Raw genomic sequence first — 21536 nt, forward strand, 5'->3', positions numbered from 1 at the left:
TGAAAGCCTTATAGACTTGAGAGCGCAACTTAAGGCGCAGCATCATGGGAATCGCGATTTAGCGCATTAACTTAAGTTAACTGGGAGCAAAAACCGTTAAAGAGAGTCTTGAAGTCGTCGGCGCATACGCGACAAACTGATTGCCGTAATGCCAATATAATTAGCTAGCTGACCTTGGCTTAACCGCTCAAGCCAAAGTGGTGAATGTTCGCGTAAATACAGATAACGTTGCTCAGGTGTGTGCAGCAGTAAAAAGGCTTCCTTTTGTTCTTTATACAATAATTGCTGTTTAAGTAACCCAAGTTGCACTGACTGCAGCGAAGTATCATCCAACACGGACAAGGGCATTTGGATAAGTTTACAGGCGCTTAAAGCCTCTAATTGGTAACGAGCGGGAATTTGCTTAAGCCAACTGACATACAAAAAACACAGTTCACCCTCGAAATAAAACTCCTTACAGCGCTCTGTGCCCTCCTGAGTATAATGGCAAGCGCGCACGATACCATCCACAACAAAATATGCCTGTGACTGCTCATCTCCTTGGCCAAGAAGCACCTCTCCCGCCGGCACGTTCAACGCTTTAAACTGTGGTAAGTAACGTTCAACAGCAGCTTGACTCGCCCCTAACGCAATCAAATATTGTTGCAGTGGCTGGCAAGTTGACACTTGCAATACAGCAGTCTTTTTTACGTCATCAGGTTCAATCATGCGAGCAACTCAGCGATTTATCACTAAACACTTAACCACTGCCATTCGAGTAAGGGTGCAGCAGTCGCTTGCAGGCCACGGCTCAGCGTGACGTTAAATACACTTTTAGCGGGAATGCTTCCCACGCCCTTAGGCGTGCCTGTCATTACAATATCGCCCTCATCGAGACTGATAAATGCCTGTAGCTCGGACAATATGGTCTGAGGTTTGTAAATCATTAAATCGATATGCCCCTCTTGGACTAGCTTGTCATTGATACTCAAGGTGAAATGCAGCTGTGCCTCCGCATCATCAATCGCCACAAACGGACTGAATAACGCTGCACCATCAAAGGCTTTTGCTCGCTCCCAAGGCAATCCCTTAGCTTTTAACTTAGTTTGCAAATCACGTTTTGTGAGATCTAAACCGACGGCGACGCTACTGAAACGGCCATTTTGAAACATAAAACACAGCTCGGTTTCATAATGCAAGGTTTCCCCTTGATGCTCAGAATGAAGCACAGTCGAAATGGCCGAGTTGGGCTTTAAAAATACCACCATATCCTCGGGGATTTCGTTACCTAATTCATGGATATGCTCAACATAGTTACGCCCAATGCAGAGAATTTTTGTCGGTACGATAAGGTTTTCACCTAACATGACTGATTTCATCTTTAATCCTTTTCAAGATAGGGTTGAAATAATTTTAAATAATAAAACCAACTAGTTAACCTAAATTAAATCTAAACGTTCAATTGAACTAATCACTGTACTTATGACGAACTCTGCTACACTTAAATCAATATTTCAACGAAAACAGCGATCTAACCATTAATAAACCCATTTTACAGGGACAGTCATAGAAGAGGTTTTCGCACTATGTTAACGCTTACCATAAAACAAAAAATCATCTTTAGTTTTAGTGCAATTGGCGCGCTGCTCATCGCTGGTAGTAGCTTTTTCTACTATTCACTCTCCCAAGTACAAACCGCCTATCAAAATATTGAAACCTTAGCCGTACCCGTGCAAAAGCAGAGTAATAGCTTACAACTAGTGCTATTAAAAATGTCACGCCTTGCCACCTTGGCCCATAGTCAGCAAGACACTGCCGCCTTAACCAAAAGTCAGCAAGCATTTACCGCGCTGCAGAAGAAATATCAAAGTATCGAAAATGAGTTAATTGAGCGAGTTGCAGATCAACCTAAGATGCAAACATCCCTAAACGAAGCGCAGGCAAGATACCAAGCCTATTTGCAGCAAAGCCAAGCCATGTTTAGCGCTAAACTCGCCAATGAACAAGCAAAACGGCAGTACCTGCAACTCTTTGAGCGCTTTAACCATGCCAAGACCAACGCCAGTAATGCGATGATTGATCTCGAAACTCTTTCCATCCCCGATAATCCGACTTTACTCGAAGAAATTGTCGGCACAGGTACTCGCATTGACGACATGCTCTATACGCTAGCCAACACTATGGGGGAACTGATCCACACTCAAAGTTTGGATGTTATTCAATCGCACCAACAGGATGTCGGTATTTTACTGGGGAACCTCACCACTAACTTTACCTTTTTAAAACAACAAACTGATGGGCTTGATACCTTAGGCCTACTGCAAACATTCGAGCAAGAATATGCGATTATCAATACCTTACTCGCAGCGCCTGCCGAACTTTATAAAGTGCAGGAAGCCGTAGTTGAGGCACAACGACAAGCAGAGCAACATTACCTCGATGCCGATAAAGAGTTTAATGCGAATAATCTCGCCTTAGATAAGTTAATCAACTTAGCCGACCGCCGATTTACCAGCCTGCAAACCATCGCCAGTAATGATATTCAACAGGGTCAAACCTTAGCGATTGTACTAGCACTGGTATTTATCATCATGGTGAGCTTTATCTCTTTCTTCACCTCCAAGGCCATGCTCAATCCCTTGGCCTTAGTGAACGGCGCACTCGCCAGTATCGCCCGAGGGGATTTATCTAAACGCATTCATAAACGCCATAATGATGAATTTGGTGCCCTAATCGATAACATGAATACCTTGAGTGACGATCTTGCCAAGCTGTTAACCAATATCAGCCAAAATGCCCATTCATTGGACAGCTCTGCCACCCAAACCAATGAGCAAGGCCAGCGCATCGCCAATGCCGCAACGGCGCAAATCAGTCGAGTCGATGAAACGAAAGCCTTGGCAGAACAGATGTTTACTAGCTCAAATCTAGTGACAGAACAGGCCAGTGAGTCGGCGAGACAAATCAGTCAAGCTTCGAAATACGGTAATCAAGTGAAGCAAATTGCCGATGATAATCGCAATAAAATTGCCGAACTGAGCGCCCGTTTAAGTAGCTCAGTTGAAGTCATGTCTCGCTTGAGCATTCAAAGCGATAATATTGGCAGCATTTTAACCACCATCAGCAGCATTGCCGAACAAACCAATTTGCTGGCACTGAACGCCGCCATTGAAGCCGCCAGAGCGGGGGAACATGGTCGTGGTTTTGCCGTCGTGGCCGATGAAGTGCGATCACTTGCTTCACGCACCCAAGCCGCCACCGCCGAAATTCAAACCATGATCACGGCCCTGCAAAAAGAAACGTCCACGGCAGCCGATGCGATTACTACGGGGCAAAATCAAGCAAATGAGTGTGTCGGACAAAGCCAAACCCTGCAGGATGCTATCGCTCACATAGAAAGCACCTTACATACCCTCAATAAAATGAGTCTAGAGATCACCCACGCCGCCCACGAGCAGTTAGATTACAGCCAACGGATTGAGTCGAGCATGAGTGAGGCGGCACAATCTGCAGACCAAAATGCCAATGAAGCCATGGACATGGCCAAACGCAGCAACGAAGTCACTCTGCTTGCCCATTCACTCACCAGCTCAGTGGAACGGTTTAAACTATAGAGGTGATGGGACCTAGAATCTAGGCATATTCCATCAGGAATTCATCGAGCTGTTCGTTGGCAATTTCAATCTCGTCACCTTCGAACTGGGCGATATGAAACATGCCCTCACCTTCGTTAGTCACAGGGATATTACTTATTCCTATGATAATACCGTCGGTTGGCGCGCGAATGGCCACACTGTCACCGCCGTGGGGACTAACGATATGGGCAATGATATAACCCTTAGTCACCCGCTGGCCGAGTTTAAGCTTCATATTCACTAAACCATCGGATTCACTGCGAACCCAATAACTGCGAATAGCACTGACACTCGCGCCTTTGTTACTCACTCGCCCTTTAAGCATATCTAAACTGCGCATCACATTGAGCACACCTTTGAGGCCAGATTTTATCGACAACTCGCTAAAACGTAACGCCTCTCCAGCCTCATATAAAATGCAAGGAATGCCCTGTTGATTAGCATAACCTCGCATAGAAACACTGCGCGCTTTAGAATGCATGATCAGCGGTGCACCAAAGGCATTCGCCATGGCCAGCATAGTCTCATCATTAGTATCACAGCGAATTTGCGGCAAATTATCCCTATGGACGGCCCCAGTATGTAAATCAATCACATGGGTTGCATGAACTAATAACTGAGTGGCAAACAGATTAGCTAAACGGCTTGCGAGCGCCCCTTTGCTAGAACCTGGAAAGCAACGATTTAAATCGCGCCGATCGGGTAAATAACGGGATTGCTGAATAAAACCAAACACATTCACTATTGGCACCACAATTAATGTGCCCGTCAGATTCTTTGGATTCACTCTGGCTAATAAACGCCGACAAATTTCGATACCATTGAGTTCATCCCCATGAATGGCGGCACAAACCAGTAAAGTCGGGCCAGGTTTGGCTCCGTGAAACACTTCCACATGAATATCGAGTTGCGTATCGGTATACAACTTAGCGGCTGGCAGCTTGATCCCTAATTGCGTCCCAGCTGTGACTCGTTTTCCCGCTAATTCAAATGCTTCACGTCTTTTTACCATGGCAACTCCCTTGTTCTATAAAATGTTATCCCGCGCGGTTGGCTCATGTTTACCGCATTTTGCCAAAGTGATCCGCTATTACATATCAGCCTACTTTAAAGACTAAAGTGGGATTTTAAACGAATTATTGCGGCTCAAATTGGTTCAGCCAAGATTTTAAAATCTGCAGTAATACAGGCCTATCTTCAACGCTCACGCCCGCGAACAACGCACTTTGACATTGAATATGCTGAGGTAATGCCTTATCAATGAGCGCCTTACCCTCAGCAGTTAACGAAACATGGACGGCGCGGCGATCTTCCTTACTGTGCTCCCGCTCAATCAGCCCCTTATTTTCGAGTCTGTCTAAACGACTGGTCATAGCGCCAGAACTTAGCATCATGCTCTGATAAAGTTGCGAAGGCGAGAGTGTGAACGGCTCTCCCGAGCGCCTTAACGTCGCGAGCACATCGAACTCCCCCTGACCTAAGCCAAATTCGGCGTGGCATTGCAGCAGTACCACTTCGATATATTTCGTTAAACGAGCGATTCGCCCGAGCACAGCCATAGGGATCAAATCCTCACTCACCCCTTGCTGTTGCCACTGTTCAACAATTCTATCGAGGCCATCTTCTTTGGTATTCGAATCCGCTTTCTTTTTATCCGTAGAACTCGCGTTAGTATCCGCAGGACTGGCATTAGTTAGCGTCATTTTAGCTGTCATAGGTTTATCTCAATATAAAGATTCTTCACATCATCCTTTACATCTTAGTCATTTTCTCGCAGAATTAAAATATCTTTATATCAAGATACATCTGAAAGAGATTCTTTTTGAATTGTAGTGATGTGGTTTCAACCTACTGTTGTTGAAAGGAAATCATCATGAGTATGCTAAATGCTGCTACAAATCACTTTTTCAGCAAATCAAACTCAGCTTATTTTTGGAGACAATCCATGCGATCCCCCCAGACAGAGAAAGCGAATTTATTGCTGCTCGGACTCGCGTTCATCCTTATTGGTCTAAATCTACGACCCATTCTCGCCTCCGTTGGGCCTTTACTGCCCAGCATACAAAAGGATATCAGCTTAAGTTTTACTTTAGCATCTATGCTGACATTGCTGCCCGTGCTCGCCATGGGACTGGGCTGTTTTGCAGGCTTTAGTATCGCCAAACGTTTAGGATTCAATACCGTAATGACAGGATCATTGCTACTGCTGATCGGCGCCACTGCAATGCGCTTCTGGGCGATAGATGCCAATTGGCTTATCTGCTCGGCATTACTGGCAGGGGTCGCAATCGCCCTCATTCAAACCATAATGCCCGCCATGATTAAGCTTAATTTTGGTGAACGGGTCCCCTTAATGATGGGGCTTTACGTCACCGCCATTATGGGTGGCGCCGCATTAGCGGCGAGTAGCGCGCCTTTTATCGGGATGAACTTAGGTTGGCGCGCGGGTCTAGGTCATTGGACTTGGCTAGGCATATTCGCACTCGTGCTGTGGCTCCTGATTAAACATAAAGCTGCACTACCGAGCCAAGCAAAAGAGCAAGCTTTGCAGCTTAACTTTTGGCGTTTTCGTCGCAGTTGGCTATTGGCGATATTTTTTGCATTAGGCACAAGTTGTTATGTCTGCGTACTTGCATGGTTAGCCCCCTACGCGGTCGAGCTAGGTTATAGCCAAACTCAATCGGGATTAGTGTTAGGTTTCTTAACCAGCATGGAAGTGATCGCGGGCTTAGTGTTTCCTTGGCTTGCCAGCAAGTCGACGGACAGACGCGCCATCATAGCCCTACTCTGCTTGCTACAACTCATTGGCTTTATGGGACTGGCACTCGCCCCTCAAGTATCGCTATTTTTATGGGCGGGACTTGCAGGATTAGGTATTGGCGGGATTTTTCCACTCGGGCTGATTGTCACTATGGATCATCAACAGAATCCTATGTTAGCAGGTAAATTAACCGCCTTCGTGCAGGGTGTGGGATATACCATAGCGGCTATCTCGCCTTGGATTGCCGGATTAATTCGCGATAATTTCAACAGCTTTAACAGTGCTTGGTTATTACTCGGTGGCTTAAGTGTGATCGCGTGGATATTATCTTGGCAATTTAATCCGCAGGGCTATGCACGCCAATATCAAATCACCCGCTGTGTATCTTAACCATCTAATTTAAAATAAAAAAACCGCCATGTCGGCTAACGATCATGGCGGTTTTTATTGTGTTGAGCTAAATAAATCGCGCTCACACTAAGCGAAACTTAAGACTTTTTAACGAAGCACGTCAGAATCACAATACGAGTACCGTTAACGCGGCCTTCGATATGCTCTGGGTTGTTGGTCAAAGCAATGTTACGCACAGCTGTGCCACGCTTAGCCACAAAGCTAGTGCCTTTCACGTTTAAGTCTTTGATGATGACCACAGTATCGCCAGCATTGAGCACTGCACCATTACTGTCTAACGTTGGCGTAGCATCGTCACCTGCTGCGGCAACTTCGGCATCACCCCACGCTTTTAAATCGTCTTCAAGATAAAGCATATCCAGCAAATCTTGCGCCCAGCTTTCGCCATTTAAGCGCTTAAGCATACGATATGACATCACTTGAACTGCCGGTACAGGACTCCACATGCTGTCATTCAGACAACGCCAGTGGTTCATGTCCATGGTATCCGGTGCCGCAATTTGGCCACTGCAGGTTTCACAAATCATGATCTCATTGTCACGGCCATCGGAGGCTGGCAGATCATAAATAGAGAGTTCAAGCTCGCTGCCACACAGTTCACACTTGCCGCCACAGCGACTTAGCAATTCATTTTCAGTCATTTTTCTGTTCTATATGCCTAGTAAAACGCGGATTATGCCATAAACTGGCATTTTTCGGCAGGGGGCTGAGGCAATATAACCCTATTTTTTATGAGCTATATATGCCTAGTCCACACAGCCTTAGTGATTAGTCTTTAAAATTCATAGGCTAAACTCAAACGAACATCACGCCCAGCTGCGGGGATCCCATCGGAGAGAAACGGCACCACTTGCAGATCCGTAAGATTTTTTACCATCAAACGCACACTTAATCCCTTTAAGATGGCTTGAGGTTCATAGGCGAGATACACATTCTGTAGGAAGTAATTTTCGCTTGGCGACTCGGCATTAAAGATATCACCGTGGGGAACATTGGTTTGCGCATCATACCAAGCGCCCTGCCAAGCGATAGAAATGTCATCTGTGATATACATGCCTAAACGCAGACGAATATCGAGCGGGGCTATGTTAGCTAAATATTCATCGTCATCTTGGCTATCTCTGAGTGACCCATTGTGCTGTCCTTGCAGCCATGAAACCGCAAGATCACTGAACACATCTTGATAGCGATATTGGGCTTCAAAATCGGCACCGTAAATATGGTAACCATCAAGATTTGTATAACCACTTTGAATTAACTGGGTTTTATCAGACTTAGCTCCGCGGCGCTGGGCAATATCATCACGACCTAAATTGGCAAACAGGGTGATTTGCGTCGACAAAGCATCCTCATTGGCAAGTACATGCTGATGCTGCGTCATTAGGCCTAATTTGAAGGCATGTAAGCGTTCGACATCAATGTCGCGACTCGTGCCGGTAATGCTGGCTTTAGCGTATTGCACGGCATAAATCTCATCCACCACAGGGGCTTGCAAGCTATAAGCGTAATCAAAGTTTAACCGAGCGTGATTTGTCAGTTGATAATCTATGCCTAATCTGGGTGAGAACCCCGAATGATGGGTTGAGCTATAGTCATGGCCCGCAGCAATATCATTGTAATCTGGTGCAATATTTGGTCGACCTATGCTGTAGATAAAGTCATATCGCAGCGAGGGAGTCACAGTTAAGTCATTAGTAAGATGAATTGCATCGCGAATATAGGCAGCATAGGTATCTTGACGGCCTTCAGGTTGGTAGTAAGGTGTGTACCAGCCAAAGTTTTTCTCGGGATTTGTTTCATAACTTTTGTTAAACACGAGCGAAGTGCGGTCGAGACTACGGTACTGTAATCCTGTGGTGATCTCATGGTCACCAATCAAGCTCAAGTTGTTAATATCAATGTAGTCACGTTTATAGTCTAGCCAAGATTCGTGACCGAAGTTGCCTACGGAAACCGTCATTTTCTCCCACGCGATATCGGGTCTTACCCAGTGGCGTGCATTCGCCGAATGGGAAATCACCACTTGGGTATCGATCAGGGGATTACTCGGCGAATAGCGATAATTTGCCGACCAAGTGTTGTCTTCATAGGTGTTGTAGGCGGTTGTGGCATACAGAGCCTGCTCGTAGGAACCGTACTTTTTGATGTTGTAGTCCGAAATTGCAGGCATAGGGCCACGGCGGTTAGCCCAAGGTTTGCGGCCCTCATCAAGATAATGGGTCACGCTCAAGGCTAATTGGTGATCGCCCTGCGCATAATCCATCTTACCTAGGTAGTTATCTTGCTCATAGCCCGAATATTCAAACTCTTCACCATTGGCTAAAGTGACATCCCCCGCATCGCGACGCGTAAGATGCAGCAAGCCAGATAGATGTGAATTCACGCGGCCATAAACGGTCCCCGTATAACCCATAGCGTCATTATTGCTGGCGTAGCTGGTTTTGACTCGAGCGCCAAGGGATTGATCATATTTAAGAAAATCATCGGCCGATTTAGTGACCACATACATGGCACCACCAAAACCGCCATTGCCCGAGCGCACATCATGGGCACCTTTAATCACTTCCACTCGCTTGATGAGATCAGGATCGAGGAAAAATGATCCGTAACGATACTGCTCAAATCCCACCGGAGCATTATCCACATAAACGTTAAAATCTTCCGTCTCGCCAAAGCCCCAAATATTAATCCGCTCACCGCCACTGCGGGTACCGCCATCGATATGCGCCCCCGCCATATCATCGATCACTTCGGCGAAAGTTGTCGCCTGCATCTCCTCGATTTGTTCCATGGAAATAATCGCTTCACCGGGTTTAGCGACTGTGATGGCCCTGCGATATTGCTGCCCATGAACCTGCAGGATCTCAATCGGCTCAACCTTAGGCTCGCCCAATACCTCAGCGGCGTACAACGGCATTGAGGGCAATATACATAATCCCATAAGCGACAGATTTCTATTCGCTTTCCACTTATCACACTTAGGCAGGCAACCCATTCAACGTCATCCTATTAACAAACCAATCTAAAAATAGGGCGGCATTATAGGCACTAACGAACAAGATAAGAATAGTTCTCACTTAGCTTTACGTGTAAATAACCGACTTATTGAAAACAAGGTAGAAGCGGCACAATGCAAAAATTTAAGTGAAGATCTTGCCGAAGGATGGCAGTATTGACACCCAACTTGGCAGTCTTAACTATCGTGTTTTAACTATAGTGTCTTAACTATCGTGAGTAAGAACGAGCGGGCGATATGGAAGGATATGTCAGCAACTCACCTTGCTCCTCAATCGGCATTAATACTGCTTATGCTCGGTTTATCTGCATTAATAAGGTTCCCTGATAATGGCCACTCTAACAACTAAAATCCCCATCGCGACTGGTGCAACGTTCAGCGCTGCGAGCCTGCAATTTTTAAATCAACTGGCACAAAACAACTCCCGCGACTGGTTTAAAGCCCATCAGGCGGAATACGAAGAAACAGTGCGAACGCCTGCGCTGCAATTTATCGAGCAAATGCAGCCCAGTATTCTCGCCCTCTCGCCTAGGCTCACTGCCGTACCAAAAAAAGTCGGCGGCAGCTTGATGCGTCCCCAGCGAGACAGCCGTTTTAGCAAAGATAAAACGCCCTATAAAACCAATGTTGGCATTCAATTTCGCCATTTTCAGGGCAAAGACGTGCATGCGCCGGGACTATATTTACACATTGCCGAAGATGGCTGTTTTATTGCCGCAGGGATTTGGCACCCAGAATCGAAAGCCTTAAATGCCATTCGCACTTGTATCGATGAGAATCCCAACGGCTATAAAAAGGCGCTACAAACCTTACAAAGTCATGGATTTAATATGGATGGCGATAGCTTAACTCGACCACCAAAGGGATTTGATAAAAACCACCCTATGCTGATAGAGCTAAAACGAAAAGATTTTATCGCAGTTAAAAATATCGCCTTTGAGGAACTCTGCCGCCCAGATGCAGCCAGTTTTTGTGCCGAGCAATTTGCACACTGTACTCAACTGATGGCCTATCTGTGTTTTGCGCTGGACTTGGACTTTTAGAAATAGGCTTTTAGAAATAAACTTTTAAAAATAGATTTCTAAAAACATGGCCTAGGCAAAAACCTAGGCCAATCAAACTATGTCATTTGCAGTTATGCAGTCTGATTAGCACTCAAACTACGTAAATAGTCTTGCAATACAACAAACGCATTGTCTAACAACTCATATTCGCCCGCCTTGCCTAACACTCTAATCCCTTGTAATTGCAGCACTAAAAAAGCAGCAACTTGATGTGGTTGCACATGGGCTAATAGCTCTCCACGCGCTTGGCAAACTTGTAACACTTGGGTGAATGAGGTCTGTAATCGACAAAATAATCGCTGACATTCCTGCAGCACACTTTCATCGTTAAGGCTCTTTTCGAGCACAGCATTTTGCATAAAACAGCCATACTTTTGCTCCCGCTGCAAAGCAACAAAGCGCGCTAAATAAGCTTCTATTTCAGCTAAGCCCGCTTTTTCATGCAGCAAAGTATCTGAAGCGCCAAAAGAATAATGATCAAGGTAAAAACTGAGGCACTCGCGGTAAAGATTCTGCTTGTCGCCGAAGCTGTTATAGAGACTAAATCGATTAATGCCTAAATGGCCGACGAGATCGGAAATCGAGGTTTCGGCAAAGCCCTTTTGCCAAAAAAGCTCCATCGCTAATATGAGTTTTTCCTGCCGATCAAAATTACAACTCCGTGCCATAGCCTGCAACCTAATCTCTTGAATACGCGTTCACGATCAGCTTTACCATTCCTCTTCACCACACTCTTCTTTACTACAGAAAGTTGAGGGGCAAATCATTCTTGACTGTTCGTTTAGATATGGCGTAAATTCTATCCTAACCGATCGTTCAGAAAAAGCCTTATATGCCCGAATCGAGCATAAAGCACTGATAAAAACTACAGGACTTTAGATGAAACTCTACGAATTAGCTCCGACTCCCAGCGCACGCCGCGTCAGTATTTTTCTTGCGGAAAAAGGCATAGAAGTGCCAAGAGTGAACGTCGATATCCGTGGAGGAGAAAATTTAAGCGCCGAGTTTAAAGCCAAAAGTGTAAATGGCCGCATTCCACTGCTCGAACTCGATGATGGCAGCTACCTGTGTGAATCTGTTGCCATTTGCCGCTATTTAGAAGAGATCCACCCGAGTGACCGCTCACTGTTTGGTAATACACCGCTTGAGCGCGCCAAAGTAGAAATGTGGCAACGTATCATAGAGTTACAAGGATTAATGGTTGGGTTTCAAGCCTTTCGTAATTTAAGCGGCGTCTATAAAGACAGGGAAAATTGTGTCGAGTCTTGGGGCGTAGAATCACGCCAAAGGGTCATTGACTTCCTACCAACCTTAGACCAACAATTGAGCAAGTCACCCTTTGTGGCAGGCGATGCATTCAGCATTGCCGATATTTCGGCTTACGTTTTTATCAGTTTTATTAAAAATTTAGACATCGAAGTGACTGATAACTTGCCGCATCTCAAGGCTTGGTTCAACACTATGGCGCAGCGTCCTGCCATAGTATCGTTAACCCCTAAAAAATAGCGGCGCTAATGCCTGATGATGAATATTCATGGGCACTAAAGTGAGTAGCTATAAGCGTTATAACCTAAAGGAATCATCATGATAGATTTATACACAGCCGCGACCCCTAACGGTTTTAAAATTTCCATCGCACTGGAAGAAATGGGACTTGAATATCGCGTCCATAAATTAGATTTCAGCACCAGTGAGCAAAAACAGCCAGAGTTTATCGCCATCAATCCCAATGGTCGCATTCCCGCCATTATCGACCGCGATAACGAGGATTTTGTGGTATTCGAATCGGGTGCGATTCTGCTGTATCTCGCCGAAAAAACAGGTAAATTCCTGCCAGCCGACCCGAAAAAGCGCTCACAGGTGATCCAATGGTTAATGTTCCAAATGAGCGGCGTCGGCCCCATGATGGGACAAGCCAACGTATTCTTTAGGTACTTCCCTGAAAAAATCCCCGCAGCCATTGACAGGTATCAAAAAGAAGGTCGACGTTTATTCGAGGTTATGAATACTCAACTAGCTACAAATCAATACCTTGCTGGTGACGAATACACGATTGCCGACATCGCAACTTGGCCTTGGGTGCGGATCCACGAGTGGAGCGGCATCAATATGGAAGGTCTGACACATTTGCAACGTTGGTTAGATGAGTTAGCACTCAGACCCGCGTGCCAAAAAGGCATAGTCACGCCACCACCGGTGGAAATGAGTGATGAAGAACGGGCTAAGCAAATCCAAAAGATGGTGACGAAATAATCACCTTCCAAGCGGTAATTGAGTGATAGTCTGCAAATAACCCTTTGGTACTGAATGCACTATGAGTCTCAGTAACTCAACCACAAAAAGCCCCGCAAGTTGATGCGACTTTGGGGCTTTTTTTCTGCCTGTTATCGAGCAAAACTGCTACACTCTGCGCCACTTATTTTTCTCCTCTGTTACAGTTATGCCTCCTACATAAGGCGCAGCCACAGAGAGCATAATTCAGGCTAAATTTATGGGTAATCCAAGCAGCTTCTCTTCCGACAAGGCATCCAACTCAAACACATCGTCAGCGTTAAATACAGAGGCGAGCACCCCAGCGCAAAAACGTGCGCTCAGTTACGCCAGTACAATTAAGCAATTATTCGATGAAATTCAAAGCAGTAAAATGCCCGCCGACCGTATTCTGGCCAACTACTTTAGAGAACATAAAAAACACGGCTCGAAGGATCGTAAAGTCATCCGTGAATCTTTGTTTAGTCTATTTCGTTGGTGGGGTTGGTTTCAGCGAATAGGCGATCAACAAGAATCAGCGACTTATTTTGCCAGCCTAAGCGCCAGTGCGTTATTGGAAGCCCATGCCTGGCAAGATATCGCCACTGCTTGGCATGAGTTATCGCAGTCGCCCATCGATTATCAACAGGCTCAAGCACTTACTATTGAAAGTTTCGACGACAAATTGGCACTGATACAGTATTTATTTCCCGCGACTGAGTTTAAGGCACAGGATTTATTACCCGACTGGTTCTGGCAAGTGTGCCCTATTGATGCGGCGCAGCAAACGCAATTAATTGCTGCTATGTCCAGTCGCCCGCCGATTTGGGGACGCGCGCAAGGGATCACGAGTCAAGATGCGGCGGCGCAGCTGCAAGCGATAGGTATCGATGCTAGTTATGGTCATTACTTTAACGATGCCATTAACCTTGGCAGCAAGAGTATGAATCTTAATGAAATAGCCCTGTATAAAGACGGCAACATTGAGATCCAAGATTTGGCTTCACAGGTCATAGGGCAAATTTGCGCGCCAGAACCCGATGCCCATTGGTGGGATGCCTGCAGTGGAGCAGGCGGCAAAACCCTGCAGCTGCGGTCTTTGATGTTGACCAAGGCTGCTGATAATAAAACACCCTCTACGGGCAGCATTATATCGTCAGATATTCGCTCCAATGCCCTAGAAGAACTGACTAAACGTGCCCAAAGAGCCCACTTTAACGGCATTAGCGTTGCCCGTTGGAAGAGTGATGCCCTGCCGGTACCAGCGGATCATTTCGACGGTGTGTTAGTCGATGCCCCGTGCAGTTGCACTGGCACTTGGCGACGTAATCCTGATATGCGTTGGTTGGATGGTGTTGAAGCAGTGGCCGATAAAGCCGCGTTACAGCTCGATATTTTAAGCCGTAGTAGCCGCGCAGTTAAAGCGGGCGGCATCCTCGTTTACGCCACGTGTTCCCTGTCGCCGCTCGAGAACCAAGATGTAGTGACAGCGTTTTTACAGCAACATCCAGAGTTCACGCTCACGCCGATACGCCATCCTTTTACGGGTGAACAAACAGAAATGTTGACCGTATGGCCCTTTGAAGCGAATAGTGATGGTATGTTTGTCGCGCGTATGCTGCGCAGCAAGTAACACTAACTCATTATTTTGTATCAAAACTTGGCGCCTTTCATTCTGGGCGCCAGTTTCAATCATATAATATAATTTCCGATGATAATCAAACTTATCCTTTAATTATCATAAAGATAACCCACGCATCCCCCATTAAAATCTCAGATACGGCCATTTCAGTGGCAAGATATAGCCTTTGGACAAAACTTTTCACCATCAGTGATGAAATATTTCGCTTTAGCTTCATCTCTCCTTTGGGTAAAAAGATCGGGTGCTGCGAATGGCACAGGTATTTTTGGAATTTTGACCATGTCACACTCCTATGAATTTGACGACGATGATGCGCCATGGGGCGATAACGTCAAAGGTAAGCAAAAGAATAAACGCGTGAAACAGCGCCGCAGAGATACTAAGCGACGTTACTCGGACGATAATACAGAGGTGGATTTCTACCAAAATAAATCGAAGTAACTAAATCTAAGTACCCTTGCTCTCCGGGTTTGTTTTACAAATTCGTTCTGTGCTAAACCTGCCAAATCTGAGCAAGTTGGATAATATCCAACTTGCTACTCAACCCCCTTATCCCCTCTCAAATACTTAATCATTCCAGTGTAAAATCAATGGGCTTAATTGCTTATTTGCCCTATGCTTTTTGGGCTATAACTCCCAAATCATTGGACTTACACTGAAATTTAAGGATGAACGCCATGGAAAAACAGCGCCCCGACTTTATTTATCCCCAAGGCAGTATGTTGATGCACTCGCCCTTAGTGCTAAATAAAGCCGATATGTACGGTTTTTTTCTTAAGGGGAAACAGGAAAACCTGCAACGATCTATTGATAAAACTCTGAATCAAGTTGCCGGCAGCGCAATGTATTTTAAGGTGCTGTCTCCCTACGTACTGACAACCTTCACTCAAATTGAAAAAGCCTACTCCGCTTATCCAAAGGACAGAGCTAAGGGCTGGATCCAAGAAACGGACATCATCACTTGGGTCATGGTCGGGCGCCAAGATAGCAGCGACAGTAAACAAATCAGCCAAGTGTATTTTCAGCCACTACACATTTGGGTGAACGATGCCATGGCCTTAATTAATGGCAGAGAACTCTTTGGTTATCCTAAGTATTTATGTGAATACACTATGCCAGCGGTTGGCGAGCCTCTGACGCGATTATCCCTTGAGACCAAAAGTTTTTTACATTTCTCACCCGAAACCGAACTTGCCCTGCATCCATTAATTGAAGTGAATTGCGATGCCAAACCCGAGGCACAGCTTTCAACCCTTGAAGCGATAGCTCAAACTTGGCAACTCTTTAAAGAACAAACCGATTTTATTCCAGAACTTGACCAGCTTGGCGAAGAACAGCTATTTCATCTGTTATTTAAACCCGCTATCGATCAAGTATTTCTAAAACAGTTCCCCGACTCGTCAGGGCAAAAAGCCATTTATCAAGCCATCGTTGCCGCGCCAGCCCAAGTGAATAAAGTGCACAGTGTTGCCCTACTAAAAAATGATTTTGTCGCGACCATTTTTGATAATGCAAGCTTCCCGTTAAAAGATACGCTCGGGGTCGAGATTGGTGAGCAGCACGTTTTACTCCCTTACCATGTGAACTTCGATTTTGAAGTGCCGCCCGGCGAGGTATTAGTCGATAACTCCGAAATCAAAAAACAGAAAATAGCCATTCTCGGTGGCGGTGTCGCGGCAATGACAGCAGCCTGTTATCTAACCGATAAACCCGGCTGGCAGAATCAATATGAGATTGATGTCTATCAACTCGGCTGGCGTATCGGTGGTAAAGGGGCAAGTGGCCGCAATGCCGCTATGGGGCAACGCATAGAAGAACATGGTTTACACATCTGGTTTGGTTTCTATCAAAACGCGTTTGCCCTAATGCGTAAAGCGTATGAGGAATTGGATAGGCCAGCAAACGCGCCGCTTGCGACTTTTTTTGATGCCTTTAAACCCCATAACTTCATCGTCTTACAGGAAGAAGTTGATGGCCGTTCTGTGAGTTGGCCAATCACTTTCCCAATGCTACCAGGCATCCCAGGTGACGGCACCGAAACCCTCACCTTCTGGAAAGTCGTTAAAGTCGCCTTTGCGTGGATAAAGGAATGGCTCAAAGACATGGATGACCTGCTCGATGCAGATGAAAAAGCCATGGGAACACCTAAAAACTGGCTCGATAGCAGCTGGTTTGAACGTTTAAAAGATAAGTTAGAGGATTCAATCGAAGATGCCAAAGAATCACTTGACGCACTCGGTGATAAGCTTGAATGCCATTTTAATCAAATGATTGGCCGCGAGTGCGATGAGCATGTACACAGTGAAAGTGACGATGGTTTTGTAGAATCAGCTGTCGATGCCCTGCATCAAAGACTCGTGAAACGTTTTAGCGGACATTTAGATAACAATGACGAACTGCGCCACTTATATATAGCCGCCGATCTGGGCCTCACGATCCTCAAGGGCATGTTTGCCGACGATGTATTTGAAAAAGGCTTTGACGCCATCAATGGCTATGATTATCGCGAATGGTTAACCAAACACGGCGCCAGCCTTAAGTACACTGTCGACAGTGCGCCAGTGCGTGGTTTTTACGACTTAGTGTTTGCCTATGAGAAAGGGAACTTCGACAAACCCAATGTCGAAGCGGGCACAATTATCCGCGCTATGCTGCGTATTGCCCTGTGCTATCAGGGTGGCGTGATGTGGAAAATGCAGGCGGGCATGGGTGATGTTGTGTTTACACCTTTTTACGAAGTGCTCAAACGCCGCGGAGTCAATTTCCACTACTTCAATCGAGTTGATAATCTCGAATGTCACAATCAAAGTATTCAAGCGATTGAGATCACTGAGCAAGTAGCCATGGCGCCGACTGTCACAAACTACGATCCTTTAGTCGATGTGAAAGGTCTCGCTTGCTGGCCGAGTACGCCCAATTATGAGCAGCTTGAGCCTGAACAAGCGGCACTGCTTAAAGCCCATAATATCAATCTTGAACACTTCTGGAGCGATTGGGACAGCGTGTATGAAACTCACTTTGGCAAAGCCCTGCCGAAAAAGCGCTTAGTCAAAGGCGTAGATTTCGACAAAGTGATCTTCGGTCTATCCATAGGTTCTGTGCCCCATGTGGCGAGTGAAGTCATGGCACAAAGCCCAGCCCTCAAGCTTTGCGTTGATAAGGTGCAAACTGTCGCCACTCAAGCCTATCAACTGTGGATGAACCAAGATCTGAATGGAATAGGCTGGCCTAATTACTCTGAAGATGGCGAGGAACCCGTATTATCGGGCTTCACCGAACCCTTCGATACTTGGGCATCGATGAACCAACTGCTAGACAAAGAAGATTGGCGCGGCTTAGAACCTAAAAATGCCAGTTACTTTTGCTCGGCATTGCCTGTCGAAGCCTATCCACCAAGCTCGGATGTAGATTTCCAACAACAGAAAACCTTAGAAGCTAAAGCGGGTGCTATCCATCAACTCAATACCGAAATCCATAAACTTTGGCAAAATGTCGGTGATAGCTTCCCTTGGGAATGGTTACACGATGAACAAGGCCGTCAAGGAGTTGCCCGCTTCGATAGCCAATATTGGCGCGCAAATGTAGACCCATCCGAGCGTTATGTCTTATCGGTTAAAGACAGCTCGCAGTATCGCATCACGACAGATGGCACAGGGATAGATAACCTGTATATGACGGGCGATTGGATAAAGACAGGCCTTAATGCGGGCTGCGTCGAAGCGGCGACGATGGCGGGAATGCACACTTCAAAAGCGATATCGGGTCATCCTGCGGTGATTAAGGGCGAAAAAGACTTCTAAGCTCGTCCTTAAATCTAGCTAAGTCGCAAACTTGGACACTGCTCAGTCCAAGCAAAATGAAGCTAATAAATCTAAGATAAAAACATAAACGGCGCAGATAAATTCTGCGCCATTTATGTTTTCTAATGCTCTACTTAAACCATTACTTTAAGTTTTTCAATAGCTAGCTTAAATGTAGCCTCACATCGACACCACGAGTATCTGCATACTCTTGACGACGCTTATCCATACGCGATTGATATAAGTGAGTGTCAGCAGAACGCAACCACTCATGGGGATCTGCGACCTCAGTGTTTAACGACATCCCAAAACTACACTGGCAATCTTTAAAACCATGGCTTGCTAATTCTTCACCTAAGCCACTCAAAGCACTCTGTAATAACTGGATACCAGCAGAAGGCGTCACAATCACAAACTCGTCACCACTAATACGATAAACCTTCATGTGCGCTAAGTCTGTTGCTTGCAATAACTGCACTATCAACAGCAATAATCTATCGCCTTCTTGATGGCCGAGTGTTTCATTGACACTTTTCAGACTATCGATATTCAATAGTGCTAACGCCATCTGTTGCACGACTTTATCGGCAAATCCTAATTGTGAGTTCATATATTCGTCAAAGGCATAACGATTACCGACTCGCGTTAATCCATCTAAACGAGCCTTTTCCCATGCAATCGCTAACTCTTCAATATGCGCCTTACGTTCCTCAGCAAGTAATTTCAGCTTATTCGCTAACGCTAAGGACAGTAATAACGCATCAGCCGTGCCGCCCATCAGTGTCGCCAGCTCAGCATGTTCGATAAAATCAGGGGTTAACCCCATATTTCCGGGTAAAATAATCACCGCAGGCAACAGCAAGCAAGTAAAGGCAAGAATAAAATAACGCGCAGGAGCAAAGCCTTTCATCAAGCACACATTACCGCAAGTAATCGCTAAAGCAATCCATAGCATAATCAGTACAGAGGCAATAATTGCCGTATAGGATAACAACCAAATACTGGTCGGCAGAGCCACAATGCAGGCAAACATTAAATACTGACTAAGACGCCACAGCCGCGGAGAGTAACTAGGTAACTGCAGGAAGTGCTTGTAAAACATGATATTAAAAATGGGCAAACTGATGAAAAACAGATGATGCAACTCGAGGTAATGGAAATTAAATAAGTGTGCAGGCAAATGGAAAGTCAGTGCCCAGCCACCAAAATAGGCAAATACGTAAAGACCATAGTAGAGAAACGCTTTATCAAGAATAGAGATATAAATCAAAATATTATATAAAGCGATAAACAATAATCCGCCTAAACACAGCAGCACTGCCATTGCGAGACGGTCAGACATAAGTTGATGATCCGCCACACTTTGCAATGATATCTCAGGGGGAGATGAGTAATAACGGCTACTCAGCTTCACCACCAACCAATAATCCGTGCCCATATTCAAGGTGACCTTACGGCCATAATCGAATAAAAACTGGTATGGAGCAGTGTAACCACTGTGGGCATGTTGTACGCTGCCGTCACTGCCGAGTATCCAATAATCTACGGATTCAATAATCGAATTACTTGCATCCACTACCCAGTTTGATTGACGTTGATTGACCATCACAGGTGTAATCATCCAATAATCGCCACCGGTTAAGCTGACCGAACTAGCTTCGTCGAGTTGTCCCATCCAATGGGGCACGGTTTCAAACCGCTCAGGAGGCTGTTGATCCGCTTTAGCATGGAACAAATACGGGGAGTCCAACGCAATTTCAGCGCTTAATACAGAGGGACTTAATGTCCACAAGAAAAGTAAAAAACACCCAAATAGAGTTTGTTTAAGTTTGTTCATCGGCTTATTTAGTTAAAGGGCCATAGATCATTTTTACAGCTATGAAGAAAATGCTAATGCTGTCAATCTTAGTCGATAGTTGGATTTGTAGGTTAACTTTATGGCTACATTTAGTTTTTTACAATCTGTTAGGCTAAATTAGTCGGATATACCATGCCTTATGATGCTATTTTAGTCTCAAAGTCCAAACTGCGGCATGAAATTCAAGATACACCTTAATACTGACTTATTTTTGCTGGGATCCTATGCAGCCTCTATTGATGATTTTAGCCGCACAACTACTGATTGCCAGCGGTAACCTATTGGTTAAGTTGCTTGAAACCAATGCGCCTGTTTTTCAACTGGTGCTCTACAGGCAATTATTTGCCACTCTGCTTGTACTGCCTTTTGTGTGGCACTTACAGGGTAATCTTAAACTGAGTCCTTTTTACAAAGTGCATCTCGCCCGCGCACTATTGATTGGACTGGGCAACGCCATTTTTATGCTCGCTATTTTGCATCTTCCGCTCGCAACAGTAACAGCCGTGATTTATACCTCACCCCTGTTACTGCTAATACTATCGGCCATTTTTTTAAATGAACGTATTGGTTATCGACGCACGGTCGCAGGTCTTATCGGCTTTAGCGGCATTTTGCTTATCAGCCAACCAACAGAATTTAACCTGTATATAGGTTTAGCCTTTTTCGGTGCCATGACATCAGCGTTGAATAGTTTGATTTTAAAGGCCTATTCGACCCATGAACATCCTTTTTCCATGCTCTTTTGGTCTAATGCCTTTGCGATGATATTTCTGATACCTGCGACCTTATACGAAGGCGCCGAATTTAGTTTACCAGTGGCACAAGTGGGACTGACTTTGGGACTATTTTACATTGCCATGACCTATCTCATCATATATGGACCCATCCGGTTTGCAAGACATTCGATAGCGATTATGAGAAGAGTTCATTGCACCCATATATTCGGCCTGTTATTGAGGTATGCCTCTGGCCCTGATGGATATCTGCTTCTACTGTCCTTATCATCCTTGCGGCTTCATTATGAGCCTATGGCGAGCTAAGGTTTTCAGTAGATCAGTCTGACTGTCTCATCATCAAATCAATTGTCATAGCAACTTGCTGGTTGATTAATTATTAACGT

The 21536-nt window shown here is 45.4% G+C and carries 18 protein-coding genes; 9 read left to right on the top strand and 9 right to left on the bottom strand.

From position 1 onward, the window contains the following. Nucleotides 1-96: 96 nt before the first annotated feature. Nucleotides 97-708, bottom strand: a complete 612-nt coding sequence (locus L5M37_RS03315; protein WP_263199387.1) for a Crp/Fnr family transcriptional regulator — start codon at nucleotides 706-708, stop codon at nucleotides 97-99. Between the two features lie 23 nt (nucleotides 709-731). Beyond that, nucleotides 732-1358, bottom strand: coding sequence for a fumarylacetoacetate hydrolase family protein (locus L5M37_RS03320; RefSeq protein ID WP_263180932.1), 627 nt, complete (start codon nucleotides 1356-1358; stop codon nucleotides 732-734). 207 nt (nucleotides 1359-1565) lie between these two features. Between L5M37_RS03320 and L5M37_RS03325 the strand changes: the two genes are divergently transcribed. Then, nucleotides 1566-3593, top strand: coding sequence for a methyl-accepting chemotaxis protein (locus tag L5M37_RS03325; RefSeq protein WP_173497082.1), 2028 nt, complete (start codon nucleotides 1566-1568; stop codon nucleotides 3591-3593). 19 nt (nucleotides 3594-3612) lie between these two features. On the opposite strand, the gene L5M37_RS03330 is transcribed toward L5M37_RS03325, so the two are convergent. Further along, nucleotides 3613-4626 (bottom strand): succinylglutamate desuccinylase/aspartoacylase family protein, encoded by a 1014-nt coding sequence (locus tag L5M37_RS03330; RefSeq protein ID WP_028760658.1) that lies wholly within the window; start codon nucleotides 4624-4626, stop codon nucleotides 3613-3615. A 124-nt stretch (nucleotides 4627-4750) separates the two neighbouring features. Next, complete coding sequence (locus tag L5M37_RS03335) at nucleotides 4751-5329, bottom strand: MarR family winged helix-turn-helix transcriptional regulator (protein WP_173245937.1); 579 nt, start codon at nucleotides 5327-5329, stop codon at nucleotides 4751-4753. A gap of 230 nt (nucleotides 5330-5559) precedes the next feature. On the opposite strand from L5M37_RS03335, the gene L5M37_RS03340 reads away from it, so the two are divergent. Further along, entirely contained in the window at nucleotides 5560-6765 is a 1206-nt protein-coding gene (locus tag L5M37_RS03340) for an MFS transporter (protein ID WP_263172309.1), read from the top strand. Between the two features lie 98 nt (nucleotides 6766-6863). Here the strand turns inward: L5M37_RS03340 and L5M37_RS03345 are convergent, their stop codons facing one another. Together L5M37_RS03345 and L5M37_RS03350 are read right to left on the bottom strand one after the other, a co-directional pair. Further along, nucleotides 6864-7427 carry a PhnA domain-containing protein gene (locus L5M37_RS03345; protein ID WP_011790067.1) on the bottom strand — a complete coding sequence of 188 codons (564 nt, stop codon included), beginning with the start codon at nucleotides 7425-7427 and terminating at the stop codon, nucleotides 6864-6866. Nucleotides 7428-7561: 134 nt separating this feature from the next. After that, the gene (locus L5M37_RS03350; RefSeq protein ID WP_263196780.1) at nucleotides 7562-9781 is read right to left on the bottom strand and encodes a TonB-dependent receptor; all 2220 of its coding nucleotides are present in this window, start codon (nucleotides 9779-9781) and stop codon (nucleotides 7562-7564) included. A gap of 350 nt (nucleotides 9782-10131) precedes the next feature. On the opposite strand from L5M37_RS03350, the gene L5M37_RS03355 reads away from it, so the two are divergent. Continuing rightward, nucleotides 10132-10845, top strand: coding sequence for a DUF2461 domain-containing protein (locus tag L5M37_RS03355; protein WP_168823266.1), 714 nt, complete (start codon nucleotides 10132-10134; stop codon nucleotides 10843-10845). 92 nt (nucleotides 10846-10937) lie between these two features. Here L5M37_RS03355 and L5M37_RS03360 read toward each other — a convergent pair whose 3' ends face one another. Then, a complete protein-coding gene (locus tag L5M37_RS03360; protein WP_263160715.1) occupies nucleotides 10938-11534 on the bottom strand; it encodes a TetR/AcrR family transcriptional regulator in 597 nt (198 codons plus the stop codon). Between the two features lie 211 nt (nucleotides 11535-11745). Between L5M37_RS03360 and L5M37_RS03365 the strand changes: the two genes are divergently transcribed. The 3 genes from L5M37_RS03365 (at nucleotide 11746) to L5M37_RS03375 (ending at nucleotide 14749) form a co-directional block, all read left to right on the top strand. Continuing rightward, nucleotides 11746-12372, top strand: coding sequence for a glutathione S-transferase family protein (locus L5M37_RS03365; protein WP_263199389.1), 627 nt, complete (start codon nucleotides 11746-11748; stop codon nucleotides 12370-12372). A 78-nt stretch (nucleotides 12373-12450) separates the two neighbouring features. Continuing rightward, nucleotides 12451-13119, top strand: coding sequence for a glutathione S-transferase family protein (locus tag L5M37_RS03370; RefSeq protein ID WP_014610189.1), 669 nt, complete (start codon nucleotides 12451-12453; stop codon nucleotides 13117-13119). A 238-nt stretch (nucleotides 13120-13357) separates the two neighbouring features. Then, on the top strand, nucleotides 13358-14749 hold the full coding sequence (locus L5M37_RS03375) for an RsmB/NOP family class I SAM-dependent RNA methyltransferase (protein WP_263199390.1): 1392 nt from the start codon (nucleotides 13358-13360) through the stop codon (nucleotides 14747-14749). 155 nt (nucleotides 14750-14904) lie between these two features. Here the strand turns inward: L5M37_RS03375 and L5M37_RS03380 are convergent, their stop codons facing one another. Beyond that, nucleotides 14905-15039: a hypothetical protein gene (locus tag L5M37_RS03380; RefSeq protein ID WP_263180925.1), complete on the bottom strand. Its 135-nt coding sequence runs from the start codon at nucleotides 15037-15039 to the stop codon at nucleotides 14905-14907. On the opposite strand from L5M37_RS03380, the gene L5M37_RS03385 reads away from it, so the two are divergent. Both L5M37_RS03385 and L5M37_RS03390 read left to right on the top strand, forming a co-directional pair. Next, on the top strand, nucleotides 15038-15199 hold the full coding sequence (locus L5M37_RS03385; protein ID WP_006080915.1) for a hypothetical protein: 162 nt from the start codon (nucleotides 15038-15040) through the stop codon (nucleotides 15197-15199). The genes L5M37_RS03380 and L5M37_RS03385 overlap by 2 nt on opposite strands. A gap of 236 nt (nucleotides 15200-15435) precedes the next feature. Beyond that, nucleotides 15436-18558: an NAD(P)-binding protein gene (locus L5M37_RS03390; RefSeq protein ID WP_263199391.1), complete on the top strand. Its 3123-nt coding sequence runs from the start codon at nucleotides 15436-15438 to the stop codon at nucleotides 18556-18558. A gap of 163 nt (nucleotides 18559-18721) precedes the next feature. On the opposite strand, the gene L5M37_RS03395 is transcribed toward L5M37_RS03390, so the two are convergent. Further along, nucleotides 18722-20395 (bottom strand): diguanylate cyclase, encoded by a 1674-nt coding sequence (locus L5M37_RS03395; RefSeq protein WP_263199392.1) that lies wholly within the window; start codon nucleotides 20393-20395, stop codon nucleotides 18722-18724. Between the two features lie 245 nt (nucleotides 20396-20640). Here L5M37_RS03395 and L5M37_RS03400 point away from each other — a divergent pair, with 245 nt between their 5' ends. Then, a complete protein-coding gene (locus L5M37_RS03400; protein ID WP_263199393.1) occupies nucleotides 20641-21456 on the top strand; it encodes a DMT family transporter in 816 nt (271 codons plus the stop codon). The last annotated feature ends 80 nt before the right edge of the window (nucleotides 21457-21536 follow it).

Origin of the sequence: Shewanella sp. SM69 (assembly GCF_025653985.1) — a bacterium.
Lineage (GTDB): Bacteria > Pseudomonadota > Gammaproteobacteria > Enterobacterales > Shewanellaceae > Shewanella > Shewanella oncorhynchi.